12 protein-coding genes are annotated in these 17,197 nt (G+C 70.9%); 2 read left to right on the top strand and 10 right to left on the bottom strand.

The window, feature by feature from the left end:
- Nucleotides 1-139 precede the first annotated feature (139 nt).
- The 6 genes from I4Q42_RS02845 to I4Q42_RS02820 form a co-directional block, all read right to left on the bottom strand.
- Entirely contained in the window at nucleotides 140-1,561 is a 1,422-nt protein-coding gene (locus I4Q42_RS02845; protein WP_232792831.1) for a DNA polymerase Y family protein, read from the bottom strand.
- A gap of 217 nt (nucleotides 1,562-1,778) precedes the next feature.
- On the bottom strand, nucleotides 1,779-2,555 hold the full coding sequence (locus I4Q42_RS02840) for an ImuA family protein (RefSeq protein WP_198574537.1): 777 nt from the start codon (nucleotides 2,553-2,555) through the stop codon (nucleotides 1,779-1,781).
- 250 nt (nucleotides 2,556-2,805) lie between these two features.
- Nucleotides 2,806-4,752, bottom strand: coding sequence for an HWE histidine kinase domain-containing protein (locus I4Q42_RS02835; protein ID WP_232792786.1), 1,947 nt, complete (start codon nucleotides 4,750-4,752; stop codon nucleotides 2,806-2,808).
- 113 nt (nucleotides 4,753-4,865) lie between these two features.
- On the bottom strand, nucleotides 4,866-5,573 hold the full coding sequence (locus tag I4Q42_RS02830; protein ID WP_408611044.1) for a 2OG-Fe dioxygenase family protein: 708 nt from the start codon (nucleotides 5,571-5,573) through the stop codon (nucleotides 4,866-4,868).
- A 5-nt stretch (nucleotides 5,574-5,578) separates the two neighbouring features.
- On the bottom strand, nucleotides 5,579-5,977 hold the full coding sequence (locus tag I4Q42_RS02825) for a group III truncated hemoglobin (RefSeq protein WP_198574535.1): 399 nt from the start codon (nucleotides 5,975-5,977) through the stop codon (nucleotides 5,579-5,581).
- 212 nt (nucleotides 5,978-6,189) lie between these two features.
- On the bottom strand, nucleotides 6,190-7,128 hold the full coding sequence (locus tag I4Q42_RS02820; protein WP_198574534.1) for a BON domain-containing protein: 939 nt from the start codon (nucleotides 7,126-7,128) through the stop codon (nucleotides 6,190-6,192).
- Nucleotides 7,129-7,356: 228 nt separating this feature from the next.
- On the opposite strand from I4Q42_RS02820, the gene dnaG reads away from it, so the two are divergent.
- Complete coding sequence (gene dnaG / locus I4Q42_RS02815) at nucleotides 7,357-9,288, top strand: DNA primase (RefSeq protein WP_198574533.1); 1,932 nt, start codon at nucleotides 7,357-7,359, stop codon at nucleotides 9,286-9,288.
- 148 nt (nucleotides 9,289-9,436) lie between these two features.
- On the opposite strand, the gene I4Q42_RS02810 is transcribed toward dnaG, so the two are convergent.
- Both I4Q42_RS02810 and I4Q42_RS02805 read right to left on the bottom strand, forming a co-directional pair.
- Nucleotides 9,437-9,697: a response regulator gene (locus tag I4Q42_RS02810; protein ID WP_332873008.1), complete on the bottom strand. Its 261-nt coding sequence runs from the start codon at nucleotides 9,695-9,697 to the stop codon at nucleotides 9,437-9,439.
- Nucleotides 9,698-9,703: 6 nt separating this feature from the next.
- On the bottom strand, nucleotides 9,704-12,217 hold the full coding sequence (locus I4Q42_RS02805) for a PAS domain S-box protein (protein ID WP_198574531.1): 2,514 nt from the start codon (nucleotides 12,215-12,217) through the stop codon (nucleotides 9,704-9,706).
- A gap of 607 nt (nucleotides 12,218-12,824) precedes the next feature.
- On the opposite strand from I4Q42_RS02805, the gene rpoD reads away from it, so the two are divergent.
- Nucleotides 12,825-14,783 carry an RNA polymerase sigma factor RpoD gene (gene rpoD, locus I4Q42_RS02800; protein WP_198574530.1) on the top strand — a complete coding sequence of 653 codons (1,959 nt, stop codon included), beginning with the start codon at nucleotides 12,825-12,827 and terminating at the stop codon, nucleotides 14,781-14,783.
- Between the two features lie 120 nt (nucleotides 14,784-14,903).
- Here rpoD and I4Q42_RS02795 read toward each other — a convergent pair whose 3' ends face one another.
- The gene (locus I4Q42_RS02795; protein ID WP_198574529.1) at nucleotides 14,904-15,767 is read right to left on the bottom strand and encodes a hypothetical protein; all 864 of its coding nucleotides are present in this window, start codon (nucleotides 15,765-15,767) and stop codon (nucleotides 14,904-14,906) included.
- Nucleotides 15,768-15,878: 111 nt separating this feature from the next.
- Nucleotides 15,879-17,156, bottom strand: a complete 1,278-nt coding sequence (locus I4Q42_RS02790; protein ID WP_198574528.1) for a S8 family serine peptidase — start codon at nucleotides 17,154-17,156, stop codon at nucleotides 15,879-15,881.
- Nucleotides 17,157-17,197 lie beyond the last annotated feature (41 nt).

Below are 17,197 nucleotides of genomic sequence, written 5' to 3'. Positions count from 1 at the left end.
CCCTCTCCCTGAAGGGGGAGGTGGCCCAGAGGGCCGGAGGGGGAAGAGATCTCTGAAGTCAGCGCACACGCCAGCGTGGGAAGTTACTTCCCCCTCCGTCGGCTTCGCCGACACCTCCCCCTTCAGGGAGAGGGTCTTTTCAACCAAACAGGCCATGCAGCCACCATTTCGGCGCGTCGCCGTCGCCATAGAGCCCTTGCCGGTAGATCCAGAAGCGGCCGCCGGCCTCGTCCTCCACCCGGTAGTAGTCGCGGATCCGGCCCGGGCCGGTCGCCTCGAAGTCGCCGCGCCACCATTCCTGGCCGATGCGCTCGGGGCCTTCGGCGGCGCGCAGGCGGTGATGGCGGCCGCGCCAGGTGAAGCGCACCGGCGGATCGTCGGGCAGCTTGGCCATCACCTCGATCAGCACGGGCTGCTTGAACAGCCGCATCGGGCGCGGGCGGTCGGGATCCCAGGGCCGGGCGTCAGAAGGCGGCGACAGGGGGGCGGCGCGGGCGACGGCGCGTTCGGGCACGTGGCTCTCGACCGGGTCGGGCCGCCAGACACGGCCCTCCCCCAGGCGGTTGACCAGGCGATCGACAAGCGGGGCCAGGGCTTCGGCCGCGTCGAGCTCGGCGTCGAGGCGCACCTGCCCCTGCGCCAGGGCCTCGACCGCGAAGGCGTGCACAGTGACGACGTCGATCCCGAAGCCCGGATCGACGACATCGAGCTTGGGCGCGACCAGCCTGGCCAGCCGTTTGGCGTCGCGGCCGGGCCGCGCCAGGCCCGCCGCGACGGGAAAGGCCTTGCCGTCCAGGCGGTGGAACACGACCTCGAAGCGCTTGGCGCCGCGCCCCTCGGCCTCCAGCCGCTTGCAGATCAGGGCCAGGACGTCAGCGGCGACGCGGGCCAGATCCTCGGGCGCGCTGAGCGGCTCGAAGAAGGCCAGCCGTTCGAACCACGGGCTGGCCGGGCGGCGGAAGGCCAGGGCCTCGCCCGCCGCGCCCAGGGCCTGGTCAAGGCGCTGGGTGAAGGCCAGGCCGAAGCGCTTGGCCATCTGGGCGCGCGGCAGGACATAGAGCTGGCCGACGCGGTGCAGGCCCAGGCGCGGCAGTTGGGCCTCGGCCGCCTCGTCCAGCCGCAGGGCCGCCACCGGCAGGCCTGAAAGCGCCTGGCTCTGCTCGCCGGGCGGGACCACCGCCCGGTCCTTGCCATGACGAGCCAGGGCCCAGGCGGCGCCGGCGGTGTCGGCGATGGCGGCGCGGGCCGGCACGCCCCAGCGGGCCAGGCGGTCCAGCAGGTCGGCCAGCATGGCCGCCTCCCCGCCCCACAGGTGGTCGGTCCCGGTGACGTCGAGCAACAGGCCGTCGTCGCCATCCACGGCTACGGCCGGCGAGAAGCGCACGCACCAGTCGCAGAGGGCCTCCAGCGCCCGGCGGTCGGCATCGGGATCGTGGTCGGCCGTGGCGAGCTGCGGGACCAGGGCCAGGGCGTCGGCGGCCTTCTGGCCGGCGGACAGGCCCTGGGCGCGGGCGGCGGCGTTGACGGCGGCGAGGCGGCGGGTTCCGCGTTCGGAGACCAGGAGGGCGAAGGGGGGATCTGGCGCCACCGGCTGCGCCGGCCCCCTCCGGCCCTCCGGGCCACCTCCCCCAGGGGGGGAGGATTTGGAGACCCTCCCCCCGAAGGGGGAGGTGTCGCCGGAGGCGACGGAGGGGGAAGTGATCTTCTTTCCTGCCCCAACTTCCCCCTCCGACCGCTTCGCGGCCACCTCCCCCTTCGGGGGGAGGGTCTGGTCCCCCTCACCCAACTCGGCGAAGGCGTTCGGGTTGTGTCTCGACCAGGTCGTGATCGGCCAGTTCGGACACCACACGGAAAGGATGCGGGCCATGCTCGGCCTCCGACTGTTCCAGGATCCACGCTCCGGGGCGTCCGCCCCGGCAGCGTTCCAGCGCCACACGCCAGGCGGGCGGGCCAAGCCCCAGCCCATCGGGCGGCGCTCTCCCCGGCGCGGGACCGACGCGCCATCGGCTGAAGGCGGCCGAGCCCGTCGCCCCCTTGGCCGGTCCGCCATAGGGCCGGCGGTGCAGGACGACGCCGAAGCCTCCGGCCCGCTCGCAGGCCAGTTGCAGGCGGCGGCCAGCGACGAGGTCGGGGGCCTCCGCCTCGCCGATGGCGACGGCCACGCCCGGGGTGGCCAGGGCGTCTTCCAGCACCGAAAGCCCCTCGGCCTCGTCGCGGGCCCGCACCAGGATCAGCCGCTCGACCGGAAAGCCGAGGTTGACCAGCCCCGGGACATGGAGATCCGAGCGCCGCAGCACCCAGACCACCGCCCCCTTCATCGCCCGCGGCCTGGCCAGCAGCGCGGCGAAGGCCGCCGTCGCCGCCCCGCTTTCGCCCTCCAGTCCTTCGCCGACCACCTCGTGCCAGCCGGCCTGCGGCAGCCCTCCGCCCGGCAAGCGACGATCGATGCGCGGATCGCCGAACGGCAGCACCGGAGTCGGAGTCCGAGTCCCCGCCTCGATGGCGGCGATCCGACCTCTCAGGGCCTCGATACGCGCCTGGCGCGAGCCGAGCATGGCGACCTCCGTTCCCATTTTGTTCTGATCTTTTGGGAATGCGGAGTCAAGGCGATGAGATGCGCGATGGGATGCGGCGAGGTGTCTGGGAGGGGCGCATCCCTCTCAAAAGTCATCGCCCGGCTTGTCCGGGCGACCCAAGCTGACTTGGCCATGTACGTCCCCGAGTCGGCTTGGGTCGCCCGCATGAAGCGGGCGATGACTTTCATTGGGGGCGTCAGATTGTTGGGAGGGCGTCCGAGGTATTCCCTCAGACCGGCTCCGCCCGCCGGTTCGCCAGGGCGCTGACCAGGGCTTCGGGCGTGGTCGGCTTGTGCAGGACGGGGCCGTCGTCGAGGCCGGGTTCCTGGTAGCCGGTCAGGTAGACGAAGGGGATGGCCCGCTCGGCCAGGGCCTTGGCCACCGGCGTGACCATGCGGCCGCCGAGATTGACGTCGAGCACGGCCCGGTCGATCAGACTGGTCTCGATCAGCTCCAGCGCCTCGGCGACGTCGCCGACCGGCCCCACTACCTGGGCGCCGGCCAGGGACAGCACCCGCGCCAGCTCCATGGCCACCAGGGCCTCGTCCTCGACCACCAGCACGCGCTGGTTCCGTAGCCCCGCCTCCGGCGCGGCGGAGGCGACGGCGGCGGGCCGTTCAAGGCCGACCGCGCCCGGCAGGGCGCCGCGCGACAGGGCGATGCGGCAATGCAGTCCTTCGGTCCGCCAGTCGTGCGACAGCGTCGCGCCCAGCTGCTTGCCGGCGTTGCGGATCAGGGTGGAGCCAAAGCCGCGATGGATGGGGGCGGTCGTCGGCGGTCCGCCCGCCTCGCGCCAGTCGAGGACGAGGGTCCCGTCCTCCCAGGCCCAGGCGACCTCTAGCGCGCCGCCGGGGACCGACAGGGCGCCGTACTTGCTGGCGTTGGTGGCCAGCTCGTGCACGACCAGACCCAGGGACTGGGCGGCCTCGGCCCGGATCAGCACCGGCGGCCCGGCCAGGGCGACGCGGGCCTCCTGGTCGGCGTTGTAGGGCTCCAGCTCCTGCTCCAGCAGGGCCTGCAGGGCCACGCCGGTCCACCGGGCGGTCGACAGCAGGCTGTGCGAGCGGGCCAGGGAGCCGATCCGGCCGCTGAGCGCGGTGACGTACTGGCGCTTGTCGACGAAGGGCGTCAGCTGGACCAGCGACTGCACCACCGCCAGCACGTTCTTGGCCCGGTGGTCGATCTCGCGGATCAGCAGGCGCTCGGTCTCCTCGGCCTGGCGCAGGGCCGCGTCGCCCCTGGCGCGGGCGCCGGCCGCCCAGATCAGCTCGACCACGTCGCCGACGAAGGCGACCTCGTCGGCGCTCCAGGCGCGCGGGACCTCCTGGCAGACGAAGAGATAGGAGACCAGCCGCCCGGCCTTGATCAGGGGCACGGCGACGAAGGCCAGGATGTCGAGCGCGCCGTAGGCCGGCAGGGTGGCCGGATCGCGGGTGCGGGCGTCCTCGCGGACGTCCTCGATGACCACCTGCACGCCGGCGCGCAGGTCGTCGCTCATCGGCTTGCCGAAGTCGTTGAGCACGAAGGGCGGGCCGACCAGTTGCTGCACGCCCTCCCCGCGCCATTCGCCGATGATCTGGGTCAGGAGGCCGGCCTGATCGACCTCGGCGTAGCCGGCGCGCTGCACGCCCAGCTGTTCGGCCAGAACGCAGCAGGCGCGGTCGGCGATGGCGGCGACCTCGGACTCCTCGCGCAGCAGTCGGCCAAGGTCGAGCATCAGGGCCCGGCGGCGCTCGCGCACCAGCAGGCGGGCCAGTTCCGCCTCCGCCCGCTTGCGGGCCGAGATGTCGGTGACCAGCACGTAGTAGCCGAGCACGGCCCCGCCGGGAGCGACGTCGGGCACGTAACGGGCCTCGACGTGGCGAAGGCCCGCGCCGGCATAGGTCAGCTCGCCCTCGAAAGTCAGGCTGCGGCCTTCGAGGGCGCCATCGACATGGGCGCGCACGCGCTCATAGGCGGCCTCGCCCATCACCTCGAGCAGGGTGCGCCCCTCGATGGCCTCGCGACGGACGCCGAACCAAGTCTCGTAGGCGCGATTGACGAAGCGGTAGCGGCGGTCGGCGTCGACATAGCCGATCAGGATCGGCACGGCGTCGGCCATGGTCGCCGAAAAGGCGTCGCGCCGATCCGGGGATTTGAGGGCCGAAGGCAAAAGCGAAAGGGCGTCGTCGGTCATGAAATACGGCGCTCGGTTCGCGAAGGAGCGGAGGCTTGCACGCCCTCTCCCACAGGTGGAGTGAGACAAACGGTCGCGCCCCGTCTGGGAAGAACCGTCGCCGGACCGCCTCCTCAGCCCTCCTCGACGTCTTCCCGTCGGAAGGTGACCACCAGAACGTCTCGCCGAGCATCCTGCCCGGGCGCGAGGGGGCTGATGGCCGTCACCCCGTGCAGCACGCGATGGTCGTCGAGGAACACCGCGTCCCCCGGCTCCGTCAGGGTGAAGGAACCCAGGGCCCGGCCGTCCGGGGCGAAGATGTCGGTGACTCCGCTGGCCACATTGTGGCGCTCGACCAGCATGACGATCACCCAGTCGACGCCGTCGCGGTGCGCGCCTTCGGGCGTCGGCAGGCCGGCCTCGCCGTCGTGGGCCTCGATGCGGAACTGGTGCAGCTCGACATGCCAGGCGGCGGGCGGATCGAGGGTGAGCGGCAGGAAGAGATCCAGGCCCGCCTTCAGCACGGCCTGGGTGACGGGGTGATCGGCGATGGCGTCCGTCACCGGCTCGAACCACCGCTGCACCCCGCCGTTCAGGGCGTTGTAGTCGCGGCTCTGATAGTGCGGCTGGTGCGGCTTGCGGGCGATCGTCCCGTCGGCGCCACCCGCGAAGGCCGCGAACCGGCGGCGGCGATAGCGTCCGCCATCGGCCATGAAGCCGTCGACGCCCAGGTCGTTCCAGCTGTCGGCGAAGGCGGCCCAATCCGGCAGGCCGCCCAGCAGGTCGCGGGTCTGTCCGGCCGAGACGATGGCGAAGCCTTCCGCCTCGATCTTTTCGGAGATCGCGCTCACGCCGGGGCGCCCTGCCGGAAGAACAGCCCCAGCTTCAGCGAGCGGGCGATACGCTCGGCCTTCTCGCCGACGATCGCCGCGCGCGGGGCGTCGAACAGCTCCACGCAGGTGGCGTGGAAAAGATTGAGCCAGGGGGTGAACATCCACTCCTGGAAGCCTTCGATCCGCTGGTGCACCGCCATCGGCGAGCCCTTGTAGCGGCCCGAGCCCTGCAACACCGTCGCCCAGAAGGCCTTCAACGTGGCCATATGATGGGGCCAGGCGTCCTCGGCGATGACGTGGTTGAAGATCGGCCCCAGGCGCGGATGGCGGCGGACCTTGGCGTAGAAAGTCTCGACCAGGGCGTCGATCTCGGCGTCGGTGAAGGCGGGCAGCGGGGCGTCGGACTCGGACATGGGGCCTAGATGGTCCCATCGGGCCGGCCAGCCAAGCTAGGTGTGATCACTTAGGACTTCAAAGCGCTTCAAACACTTCAATCCGCGTTCCCCGCGAAGGCGGGGATCCAAGCTGACTCTCGGGGCTTGGCTCGGTCGTGGACCGGCCCGCTGACTCGGCTTGGATCCCCGCCTTCGCGGGGATGCTCGGTAGAGGGGGCGAGCTCGGAAGGTTAAGCCTTGCCCGTCACGCCCTGCTGCGGCGCGTTGCCCTGCAGGCTCCAGTCGCCGGTCTTGGCTTCGACGCCGCGATCCAGGCGCAGGTTGTTCTGCACGTGGTCGACGCCCGAGACGCTTTCGGCCAGCAGTTCGGCGCGACGCTTGTCGTCGCGGGCGTGGACCGTGCCGTTCAGCGTGATCTCGCCGTCCTTGACCAGCACCTCGATCGCCGAGGCGTCCAGCCAGCCGTCGTCGGTCAGGCGGTCGCTGACGTCCTCGCGGATGCGCTCGTCGGAGCGGCGATAGCCCTTGGGACCGCGGCCGCGATGGTCGGCGCGGAGGGCCGCGTCATGCTCGCGGCGGCGCTGGGCGTCGTGGTCGCCCATCCAGGCGGAGACCTCGTCGCGGGCCCGGTCGAACCAGCCGCGATCGTCGTCATAACGGTCATGCGAGGGGCGGTCATGCGAGGGCCGGCCATGGGCGTGCTCGTGGCGCCCACGTCCGGGACCATCGGTGTAGTAGTTGCGCTCGCGCTCGTGGCGGCGCTCGAAATAGGCGCGGTCGCCGTAGTCGGGGGCCTCGCCGCGATAACCGCCGCCGCCATAGTCGGCCGTGGAGCCGCCGAAGTCGAAGCCGCCCACTTGGCCGTAGTCGCCCGGCGCGCGGTAGCCGCGGCCCGAGGCGTAGTCCGAGCCCGAGCGGATGGTCCCGTAGCCGATGTCGCCGCCCTGGCTGACGGCCCGGCGTAGCTCGCCCCGGCCCGACGAACGGTGGCGAGGCTCGCCGTAGCTGCGCTGTTCACGGGCGGCGTAGCGGTCGCGCCAATCGCGGTCTTCGCCGCGCGCGCCGTCTCGGCGGGAGGCGTCGTAGCCATAGCCGCGCTCGTCGTCGAAATCGCGTTCGCGGTCGATCTCGAACCTTCCCTCGCGATCATTCCATCGGGACTCGGGCATGGGTGTTCTCCGTGGTCTGTGTGGCGTGGGGACGCGTCGAGGCGACCCCCGCACCAGAACGGGAGGGCTTGAGGGCCGTTCCTAATGCGACGCTTGCTTGGGCCCCCTCTGGAGTACGGCCAACGCAGCTGTGGATGACCCGGTATAAATCGAAGCCCGCTTGTGAGGTTGTGACCCTGGGAGGCGTGCCATCCACCGCGCGTAAGCATATGTTACGGCCGTACCGCCATGCGCTTCGACGACCGCTTCCTTGAAGAACTGAAGTCCCGACTTCGCCCCTCCGACGTGGTCGGAAAGACGGTGAAGCTGCGGCGGCAGGGGCGCGAATATGCGGGGCTGTCGCCCTTCACCAAGGAAAAGAGCCCGTCGTTCTTCGTCAACGACGACAAGGGCTTCTACCACTGCTTCTCCAGCGGCAAGCACGGCGACATCATCAGCTTCCTGCAGGAGACCGAGCGGCTGACTTTCAGCGAGGCGGTCGAGCGGCTGGCGGCCGAGGCCGGCATGAGTTTGCCCGAGCCCGACGCCCGCGCCGCCCAGGACGACCGCAAGCGCGCGGGGCTGGGCGACTGGATGGAGCTGGCGGCGGCCTGGTTCGAGGCCGAGCTGCGTCGCCCGGTGGGCAAGGACGCCCGCGCCTATCTCGACCGCCGCGCCCTGCCCGAGGACCAGTGGAGCCGCTTCCGCATCGGCTTCGCCCCCAACGGCCGCACGGCGCTGAAGGACTATCTGGTCGCCAAGGGCGCCAAGCCGGGCGATCTGGTCGAGGCGGGCCTGCTGATCGCGCCCGAGGACGGCGGGGCGCCCTATGACCGCTTCCGCGACCGGATCATCTTTCCGATCACCGACACGCGCGGCAAGGTCGTCTCGTTCGGCGGCCGGGCCATGGATCCCAACGCCCGCGCCAAGTACCTGAACGGCCCCGAGACCAGCCTCTTCCACAAGAGCCGGGTGCTGTACGGCCTCTACGACGCCCGCAAGCTGCTGCATGCCGCCCAGGCGGCGGCTCCCAACGAGCAGACGCCGCTGCTGGTGGTCGAGGGCTATATGGACGTCGTCGCCTGCCAGCGGGCGAACCTGTCGGCCGTGGCGGCCATGGGCACGGCCCTGACCGAGGAGCAGATGGAGGCGCTGTGGCGGCTGCATCCGGAGCCGACCCTGTGCTTCGACGGCGACAAGGCCGGCCAGCGCGCCGCCAGCCGGGCCATCGACCGCGCCCTGCCTCTGCTCAAGCCCGGCCGCTCGTTCCGCTTCTCGATCGTCAGCGGCGGCAAGGACCCCGACGACGTGCTGCGCGAGCAGGGTCCGGCGGCGCTGAAGGCCCAGGTCACCCAGACCACCCCCTTCGTCGAGGCGCTGTTCGTGCGCGAGCGCGACCTGGAGCCGCTGGACACGCCCGAGCGCAAGGCCGGCCTCAAGCAGCGTCTGCGGGCGGCCGCCGGGACCATCGCCGACAAGGACCTGGCCAGCGCCTACAAGGACGACCTCTACGCCAAGCTCGACCTGCTGTTCCCCAAGCCTGCCTATGGCGGCGGCGGCAACGGCCAGGGCGGCGGTCAATGGGGCGATCGCCCGTTCACGCCGCGCAATGGCGGTGGCGGTGGCGGTGGCGGCGGCAACTGGCGCGGCCGTGATCGCGGCCCGCCCGACCCCGGCATCCGCGGCATCGCCCGCGAGCAGATCGGCCGCCGGCTCAACCCCTTCCACGCCGCCGTCGCCCTGGGCGCGGTCAACCATCCCGCCTGGGCGCGGCCCTATGACGAGGCGCTGGAGCGGATCGGCTTTGGCGAGGCGCGGCTGCAAGGCCTGGCCCACGAGGTGTTCGAGGCCCTGATCGACGACATCAGCGACGACACGCCGTTCCGCGACATCCTGGTGCGCAAGGGCCGCGCGGAGGAGTTGGCCGAGCTTGACCGCCTGGCCGCGACGCTGAACGCGCCGTTCCTCGACGCCAAGATGGAACGCGAGCGGGCCCGCGCCCTGTGGGCCGCCTGCTACGAGGCCATCGTCGAGGTCGGCGACGCCGAACGGGCGCTCCGGGCCATGCGCGAGGAAGCCGTCACCGCCGCCACCCTGACCGCCACCCGCGACCTGCGCGACCGCATCGCCGTCCTCGAGCGCCAGATCAGCAACCTGGAATTCTGGCAGCCGGCGCATTGAGCCACAGGAACCTCCCCCTGTGGGGGAGGCGGCCGAAGGCCGGTGGGGGGCCGTTTTCAGCTCTCGAGGCTTTGGCGGACTTCGCGGCTCCTCCCCCACCGATCGCTACGCGATCACCTCCCTCACAGGGGGAGGTTCCTATTCTCGGTCACGCCGCCCGGCGTTCGCGTCCCAGCGCCGCGACGATGCCGCCCAGCAGGGCGCCGATCTCGAGCGGCTTGGCCAGGACGCCGTCGAACAGCTCTGAAGACAGTTTCGGGTCGGCGTCGGCCGAGAAGGCCAGGATCGGGGTGGCGCTGCTGGGGCCGCCGCCTTCGCGGATGCGGCGCGCGGCGGTCTCGCCGTCCATCAGCGGCATGCGCAGGTCCATCAGGATGACGTCGAAGGGCCGGGCCGCGGCGGCATCGATCGCCGCCTAGCCGTCGGCGGCCTCGGACAGGTCGACATCGAAGCCGCCCAGCACCGCCCCCACCAGTTCGCGATTGACCATGTTGTCGTCGACCACCAGCACGCGGCAGCCGGCCGGCAGGTCGAGAACCTGGCCGACGTCCGTGACCGCTTCAGCCGTCTCCGCGACCTCGGCCGGCAAGCTGAACCAGAAGCGCGCGCCCTGGCCCAGTTGGCTGTCGACGCCGATCTCGCCGCCCATGGCCTCGATCAGGCCCTTGCAGATGGCCAGGCCCAGGCCCGTGCCGCCGTGGCGACGGGTGGACGAGCCGTCGATCTGCGAGAAGCGCTTGAAGAGCTCGCCCAGCCGCTCGGCCGGCATGCCGGGACCCGTGTCGGACACCGAGACGGTCAGGCGTCCGTCCGCATGGACGGCGGCCAGCTCCACCGCTCCGGCGTCGGTGAACTTCACCGCGTTGCCCAGCAGGTTCAGCAGTACCTGGCGCACCCGGTCGGGGGCCAGCATCAGGCTGGGCGGCAGGGCGTCGAGGCCGTCGGCTACCAAGGCCACGCCCTTGGCGCCGGCTTGCAGCGAGAACAGCGCCAGGGCGTCGCCCAGCAGGGTCCGCGCATCGCAGGGCGCGCGTTCGATCTCGACCTGACCGGCTTCCAGCTTGGAGAAGTCGAGGATGTCGTTGACGGTCGCCAGCAGGGCCTCGCCGGCGGCGACGGTCTTGCCGACATAGGCGCGGGTGGCCGGCGACAGCTCCGGCTGCGCGGCGATCATCCGCGAGAAGCCCAGCACCGCCGTCAGCGGCGTGCGCAGCTCGTGGCTCATGTTGGAGACGAACTCGGCCTTCACCCCCGCCGCCGCCTCGGCCTCGGCGCGGGCCTGCTGCAGGTCGGCCTCCAGCGCCTTGCGCGAGGTGATGTCGCGCACCGTGTCCTGGATGCCGGTCAGGCGGCCGTCAGCGTCGAAGAACAGGGTCGGCTGGCCCTCCAACCACACCCAGCGGCCGTCCTTGTGGCGTCCGCGGACGTGGAAGGGCTCGGACGCCACGCCGGGTCCCTGCGGAACCCGGACGGCGTAATAGCCCGACATCACCTCGCGATCGTCGGGGTGAAGAATGTCGTACACCTTGCGGCCGACCATCTCCTCGGGCGTGAAGCCGAGGATCTTGCGGCAGCCGGGCGAGATGAACAGGATTTCGCCGCCCGGCGTGAACTCGGCGATCATGTCGCTGGCGTTGTCGGCCAGCAGCCGGTAGCGCGCCTCGCTGTCGGCCAGGGCGATCTCGGCGGCCTTGTGGGCGGTGATGTCGCGGATCACGTCGGTGACGGCCGACATCTCGCCGGTCTGCGGATCGCGGGCCAGGGTCGGCCGCGCCTCCATCCAGCGCATCGAGCCGTCCTTGCAGAGGATGCGGTACTCGATGCGCCAGGCCGACGGCCCGGTCGGCAGGTCGGCGAAGGCCGCCTGCACCCGGGCATGGTCGTCGGGGTGGATGAACTCGATGGCGCGACGACCGACGACCTCTTGCGCCAGATAGCCGGTCACCGCCTTCACGGCCGGCGAGACGTAGGTGAAGCGGCCCTCGCGATCCATCTTGGTGACGAGGTCGTTGGCGTTGTCGGTCAGCAGCCTGTAGCGGGCGGCGCTGTTCTCGGCCGCCTTCAACGCGCTGACCTGGTCGGTGACGTCCTGCAGCAGGCCGATCAGGGCCACCGGCCGGCCGCCCTCGCCCAGTTCACAGACGGCCTTGGAGGCCACGTGGCGCAGCGCGCCGTCGGGACGATAGAGGCGCAGCTGGAACTCGAAGCCGCTGTGGGTGTCGGCGCCCTTCTGCAGGCAGTCGCGGACCTGCTGGCGATCCTCGGGGTGATAGTAGGCGATGGCGTCGTCGATCTGCGGATCGAAGGTCTCGCGCGACAGGCCGTAGATCTCGAAGATGGCGTCCGACCAGGAGATCTCGCGGGTGTCCAGGTCGTAGCGCCAGTGGCCGACCTTGGCCATGCTCTCGGCGATCTCCAGCAAGCGCTGCTTCTCGCGGGCCTGGCGGTGGGCCTTGGTCAGCTCGAACTCGTCGACCACCACGCCGGCCAGCAGCTTCAGCCGCTCGAGCTCGGCCTCCGAGGGGCGCGGGCGCGGCTTGTCGTCGATGACGCACAGGGTGCCGAGGTTGTCGCCGTCCTTCGTCGTCAGGGTCGCCCCGGCGTAGAAGCGGATGTCGGGCCGGCCGGTGACCAGCGGATTGTCGGCGAAGCGGGGGTCGCGCGTGGCGTCCTCGACCACCATCACGGCGTTGGGGCCCATCTCGATGGCGTGGGCGCAGAAGGCGAGATCCCGGCCGGTGGACTCCGCGTCCAGCCCGACCCGGGCCTTGAACCACTGGCGCTGCTCGTCGACCAGCGAGACCAGGGCGATCGGAACGCCGAACAGGTTGCCGGCCAGCGCCGTCAGCCGGTCGAGCGCGGGATCGGCCGGGGTGTCGAGCACCTGATAGGACTTCAAGGCGGCGAGCCTGCGCGTCTCTCTATCCATGACCGCGTTCGTCCTGTCCTCTCCCACCCGTGCCCAAGGCCGTATTCTAGGAGCAGCCCTATGCGACGCGGTTAAGGCGACCGCGTGGCATAGGGACGCATCCGCCCCGGTGGCGGACCTCCCCGCCCTCGCCTTCCGGGACCGGAAGAAACGCCCATCTCCGCGCGCGCCATCTTGACACGGGCGTCACCCACGGCCATTTGCCGACTCAAGGATTTGCCACGCAGCTGATTTGACATCGATCGGGCCGCCACAGCACAGCGCGCGCCCTTCTTCGAAACAGGATGTCATCCTCGCCGCGCCAAGTCCCAGCGGTCGTCGGTCCGAAAGGTCGACGTTCATGAACGCCGCGCTCGAAGCCGCCCGCCCTCCGCCAGTTTCGCGCGGAGCGTTACCCCGTGGCTCTTCGTGCGTTAGTTCACAGAACGTCGAAATTTTTTTCGCCGATCCTGCTGGAGACTCGGAGCGTGTGCGCAGCGGGGTCCTAACCCTTGAGGAAGCAGTAACCGGCCCGAACTCGCGAGGATCCGCGGAAGGCCGGCGACATGTTTAGGCATTCTCGACCCGTCTCTCGCGGAAAGAGGCGGCGTCGAAACCGGAGACCTTGATGAGCAACAATTCCACGGCCGAGACCGAAGCGCCCGAAGCCACCGGTGGTGATGGTCCGCTCCTCGACCTGACCGATGCCGGCGTAAAGAAGTTCATCAAGCAGGCGAAAGCCCGCGGCTACGTCACGATGGACGAGCTGAACAAGGTGCTGCCTTCGGAAGAAGTCAGCCCCGACGCCATCGAAGACACCCTGGCGATGCTCAGCGAGATGGGCGTCAACGTCGTCGAGGCCGAAGAAGACGCCGAGAACGCCGAGGGCGGCGAAGTCGCCACGCGCGAAGAGAACACGGCCGTCATCACCAGCGACAAGCCGGCGGCCTATGACCGCACGGACGACCCGGTGCGCATGTACCTGCGCGAGATGGGTTCGGTCGAGCTGCTCAGCCGCGAGGGCGAAATCGCCATCGCCAAGCGCATCGAGGCCGGCCGCGACACGATGATCCGCGGCCTCTGCGAAAGCGCCCTGACCTTCGAAGCCATCATGGTGTGGCGCGAGGAACTGAGCACCGGCCGCATCCTGCTGCGTGAAGTCATCGACCTGGAAGGCACCTACGCCGCCATCAACGGCGTGGCCGCCCAGCCGGCCGCCGACGACGCCGAGGCCGAGCCGGCCGAACCGGTCGACGACGAAGCCGCGCCCAAGCCGGAAGGCGAAGGCGGCGACGACGACGACGACTTCGACGATGGCGCAGGGCCCACCGTCAGCGCCATGGAAGGCGAACTGCGCGAAGGCGTGATGGCCATCCTCGACGCCATCGCCAGCGAGTTCGAGACCTTCCGCAAGCTGCAGGACAAGCTGGTCGGCAGCCGCCTGAAGGGCACCGACCTCAGCGACGCCGACCGCAAGGCCTATGAAGGTCTGTCCCAGACCATCATCCAGCACCTGAAGACGCTGAAGCTGAACAACAACCGCATCGAGGCTCTGGTCGAGCAGCTCTATGCGATCAACAAGCGCCTGATCGGCCTGGAAGGCCGCCTGCTGCGCCTGGCCGACAGCTACGGCATCAGCCGCGCCGAGTTCCTGAAGGCCTATTTCGGCTCGGAGCTGAACCCGACCTGGACCGAACAGGTCAAGGGCATGGGCGTGCGCTGGACCAAGTTCGTCGAGAACGACACCAGCTCGGTCAGCGACATCCGCCAGGAGATCGCCGCCCTCGCCACCGAAACCGGCGTGCCGATCGACGACTACCGTCGCATCGTCCAGACCGTGCAGAAGGGCGAGCGCGAGGCCCGTCAGGCCAAGAAGGAAATGGTCGAGGCCAACCTGCGCCTCGTGATTTCGATCGCCAAGAAGTACACCAACCGCGGCCTGCAATTCCTGGACCTTATCCAGGAAGGCAACATCGGCCTGATGAAGGCCGTCGATAAGTTCGAATATCGCCGCGGCTACAAGTTCTCGACCTACGCCACTTGGTGGATCCGCCAGGCCATCACCCGCTCGATCGCCGACCAGGCGCGGACCATCCGCATCCCGGTGCACATGATCGAGACGATCAACAAGATCGTCCGCACCAGCCGCCAGATGCTGCACGAGATCGGCCGCGAGCCGACCCCGGAAGAGCTGGCCGAAAAGCTGGCCATGCCGCTGGAGAAGGTGCGCAAGGTCCTGAAGATCGCCAAGGAGCCGATCTCGCTCGAAACGCCGATCGGCGACGAGGAAGACAGCCACCTGGGCGACTTCATCGAGGACAAGAACGCCGTCCTGCCGATCGACGCGGCCATCCAGTCCAACCTGCGGGAAACCACCACCCGCGTGCTGGCCTCGCTGACCCCGCGTGAAGAGCGCGTGCTGCGGATGCGCTTCGGCATCGGCATGAACACCGACCACACGCTGGAAGAAGTCGGCCAGCAGTTCTCGGTGACCCGCGAGCGGATCCGTCAGATCGAGGCCAAGGCGCTTCGCAAGCTTAAGCACCCGTCGCGGTCGCGGAAGCTGCGCAGCTTCCTGGACAGCTAATCGGCCTCACGGCTTGAACAAGACGAAGGCGGCGTCCGCGAGGACGCCGCCTTTTCTTTTGTGGATCCGAAAGACGGGGGCGATCCGAGACCGCCCCCAATCCCACGGAGCAGCCGGCTTTTAGTTGTTGCCGGTCTTGATGTCGGCCGAGCCCGAGCCGGACCCGTTGGCCGAGGCGCTGGCGCCGCTGCGCGAGGCCGAGCCGCTGAGGCCCAGCGAGCCCGACTGGCCGGCCCCGCCCTTCTTGGTCGAGGCGCTGGACGAACCCGAGCCGCTGGTCGAGCCGGAGACGCCGTCGCGGCTGGCCGCGCCGGTGGCGTTCAGGGCGCCGTCGCCGGTGGCCGAGGTCGAGGAGGCCGCGTCGCGGGCCGAGCCGGCGGCGCTGCGGGCGGCGCTGGTCGTGCGGCCGGCGGCGCTGGTCGCCCGGTCACGCACCGAACCGGCCGCGCCCTGGGCCCGCGAGGCGGCGTTCGACGCCGTTCCCGAAGCCGTCGAGGTCAGGCCGCTGGTGTCCGGAGCCGAGACCGAGCCCGTCCCCGAACCCGAGCCGCCCAGGGCGCCGGTCAGTTGATCGGCGGAAGCTGTGGCCGAACCCGAACCCGAGCCGTTCGCCGAACCGCCGGCGTTGGCGCTGGAGGCCGTCGTGCGGGCGGTGTCGACCGCCCCCGAGGCCGCGCCGCGGGTGCGGCTGGCGGCGTCGCGGGCCTTGCCGCGAACGGTCGAGGTGGTGTCGGCGGTGCGGTCGCGGATGCGGCTGGTCGCACCAGTGGCGGTGGAGCCCAGGCCGCTGGCGTCCGGGCTCGTCAGGCCGCCGCCGAGACCGCCGGCCCCGCCCAGTTGGCCGCCCAGGCCGCCCGCGCCGCCGCCCAAACCTCCAGTGAGGCCGCCGCCGCCCGAGCCGCCTAGCAGTTGGGCCTGGGCCATCGGCGCGGCCAGCAGAACGGCGGCGGAAGCGGCGGTGATCAGGAAGGACATCTTGCGCATGGGAGCGTCTCCTTGGGGTCGTGTTGGGGTGGGGCGTTGTCCGCCTCCTGACCCGTCCAACGACCCCTCCCCCGGCTTTCTTCCATCCGCCGTCGATTTTTTTGACCGCGTTCAGCGCCCGGCGTCGATCCGGCCAGCGCCGAAGGTCTTGTCCGGCCCTGGCGCGCCCAGGTCGGCGGCGTCTCGCCCCAGGGCCTGCACGGCCGCCCGGGCGCGTACGGGATCGGGGGCGGCGGCCAGGCGCGCCAACCGTCCAGCCACGACCGGGGCGGCGAAGGAGGTGCCACGAAGGTTGGCCGTCCGTCCTCCGGGCGCGGCCGCCTTGACCTCGGCGCCGGGCGCGGCGAAGGCCACCTGCGGATTGGCGCCGGCCTCGGGCAGGACGCGTCCCCTGCGATCCACGCCGGTGACGGCGATCACCCCGGGATAGGAGGCCGGATAGAGCGGCGGCGCGGCCGGGCCGTCATTGCCGACGGCGGCCGCCACCAGAACGCCCTGCCCGACCAGCGCCTTGACCGCCGCCCGCAGCGCGCCGTTGTCGGGCCCCACCAGGCTGACATTGACCACTGGGACCTTGGCCGCGCTCATCCAGGCCAGCGCCCCGACGATGGCCGAGGCCGAGCCGCCGGTCCGGCCCGCGCCATAGACGTCGGCCGCCAGCAGCCGCGCGCCGGGACCGGCCGCGCCGTAGTCACGGGCGGCCATCAGGGCGGCGGTGGCCGTGCCGTGCGCCCCGACCTTCGGCGCGCCTTTCGCAAAGCCCCTCTGCTCGATGACCACGCCCTTGAAGTCCGGATGCCCGACATCGACGCCGCCATCGACGAGGCCGACCCGCACGCCGTTTCCAGGCGGCTTGGCGGAGCCTGCCGCCCCCGCCGCGCCGACGGCGACGGCCATGCCCGCGCCGGCATAGATGTGGTTGAAGTCATAGTCGCCGTCGGGATCCAGCGCCCGCAGGTCGCGGACGGCCTGACGCGCATCCGTACCGCGCGGCGGCGCCAGGGTCACCAGCTCGATGCCCAGGTCGCCCTGCCGTTCCCGCCGCAGCACGGTGAAGCCCTTGGCAAGCGCACGCTCGACGGCCTGGGGGCTGGGCGAGACCGCCAGCAACTCGCCGCGTACGGCGGGCCGGCCCTGGTCGTCGGGCTCCAGCGTGCGGGGATTGGCCCTGAGCAAGGCCCGCAGCCGATCCAGGCCCGCCAGGTCGCGCGCGCCCTCGACGGTCCGTGTCGTCAGGTCCTGCGCGCCGTCAACCACGTCCGACACGACCGGCAACCGGCTCGGCAGCGACGGCAGGCCGCCGGGCAGCAGCTGGGCGCGCGAGGCGGCCGCCGGTCCCAGAACCAGGGCGCAGGCCGCGAGGACCGGAAGGGCGACTCTTTTACGCACGCGATCTCCTGCTTCCCTCGCGCGAGTAAGGATGGCCGGAA

Source organism: Caulobacter hibisci, from assembly GCF_016135805.1.
Classification (GTDB): Bacteria; Pseudomonadota; Alphaproteobacteria; order Caulobacterales; family Caulobacteraceae; genus Caulobacter; species Caulobacter hibisci.
This window is presented reverse-complemented; position numbering and strand designations above follow the sequence as displayed.

Bases quoted from the DNA above. Each gene is read 5' to 3' on its own strand.
- dnaG (WP_198574533.1), top strand. From the start codon at position 7,357: ATGCGCTTCGACGACCGCTTCCTTGAAGAACTGAAGTCCCGACTTCGC.
- I4Q42_RS02805 (WP_198574531.1), bottom strand. From the start codon at position 12,217: ATGGATAGAGAGACGCGCAGGCTCGCCGCCTTGAAGTCCTATCAGGTG.
- I4Q42_RS02825 (WP_198574535.1), bottom strand. From the start codon at position 5,977: ATGTCCGAGTCCGACGCCCCGCTGCCCGCCTTCACCGACGCCGAGATC.
- I4Q42_RS02840 (WP_198574537.1), bottom strand. From the start codon at position 2,555: ATGCTCGGCTCGCGCCAGGCGCGTATCGAGGCCCTGAGAGGTCGGATC.
- I4Q42_RS02795 (WP_198574529.1), bottom strand. From the start codon at position 15,767: ATGCGCAAGATGTCCTTCCTGATCACCGCCGCTTCCGCCGCCGTTCTG.
- I4Q42_RS02835 (WP_232792786.1), bottom strand. From the start codon at position 4,752: ATGACCGACGACGCCCTTTCGCTTTTGCCTTCGGCCCTCAAATCCCCG.
- I4Q42_RS02820 (WP_198574534.1), bottom strand. From the start codon at position 7,128: ATGCCCGAGTCCCGATGGAATGATCGCGAGGGAAGGTTCGAGATCGAC.
- rpoD (WP_198574530.1), top strand. From the start codon at position 12,825: ATGAGCAACAATTCCACGGCCGAGACCGAAGCGCCCGAAGCCACCGGT.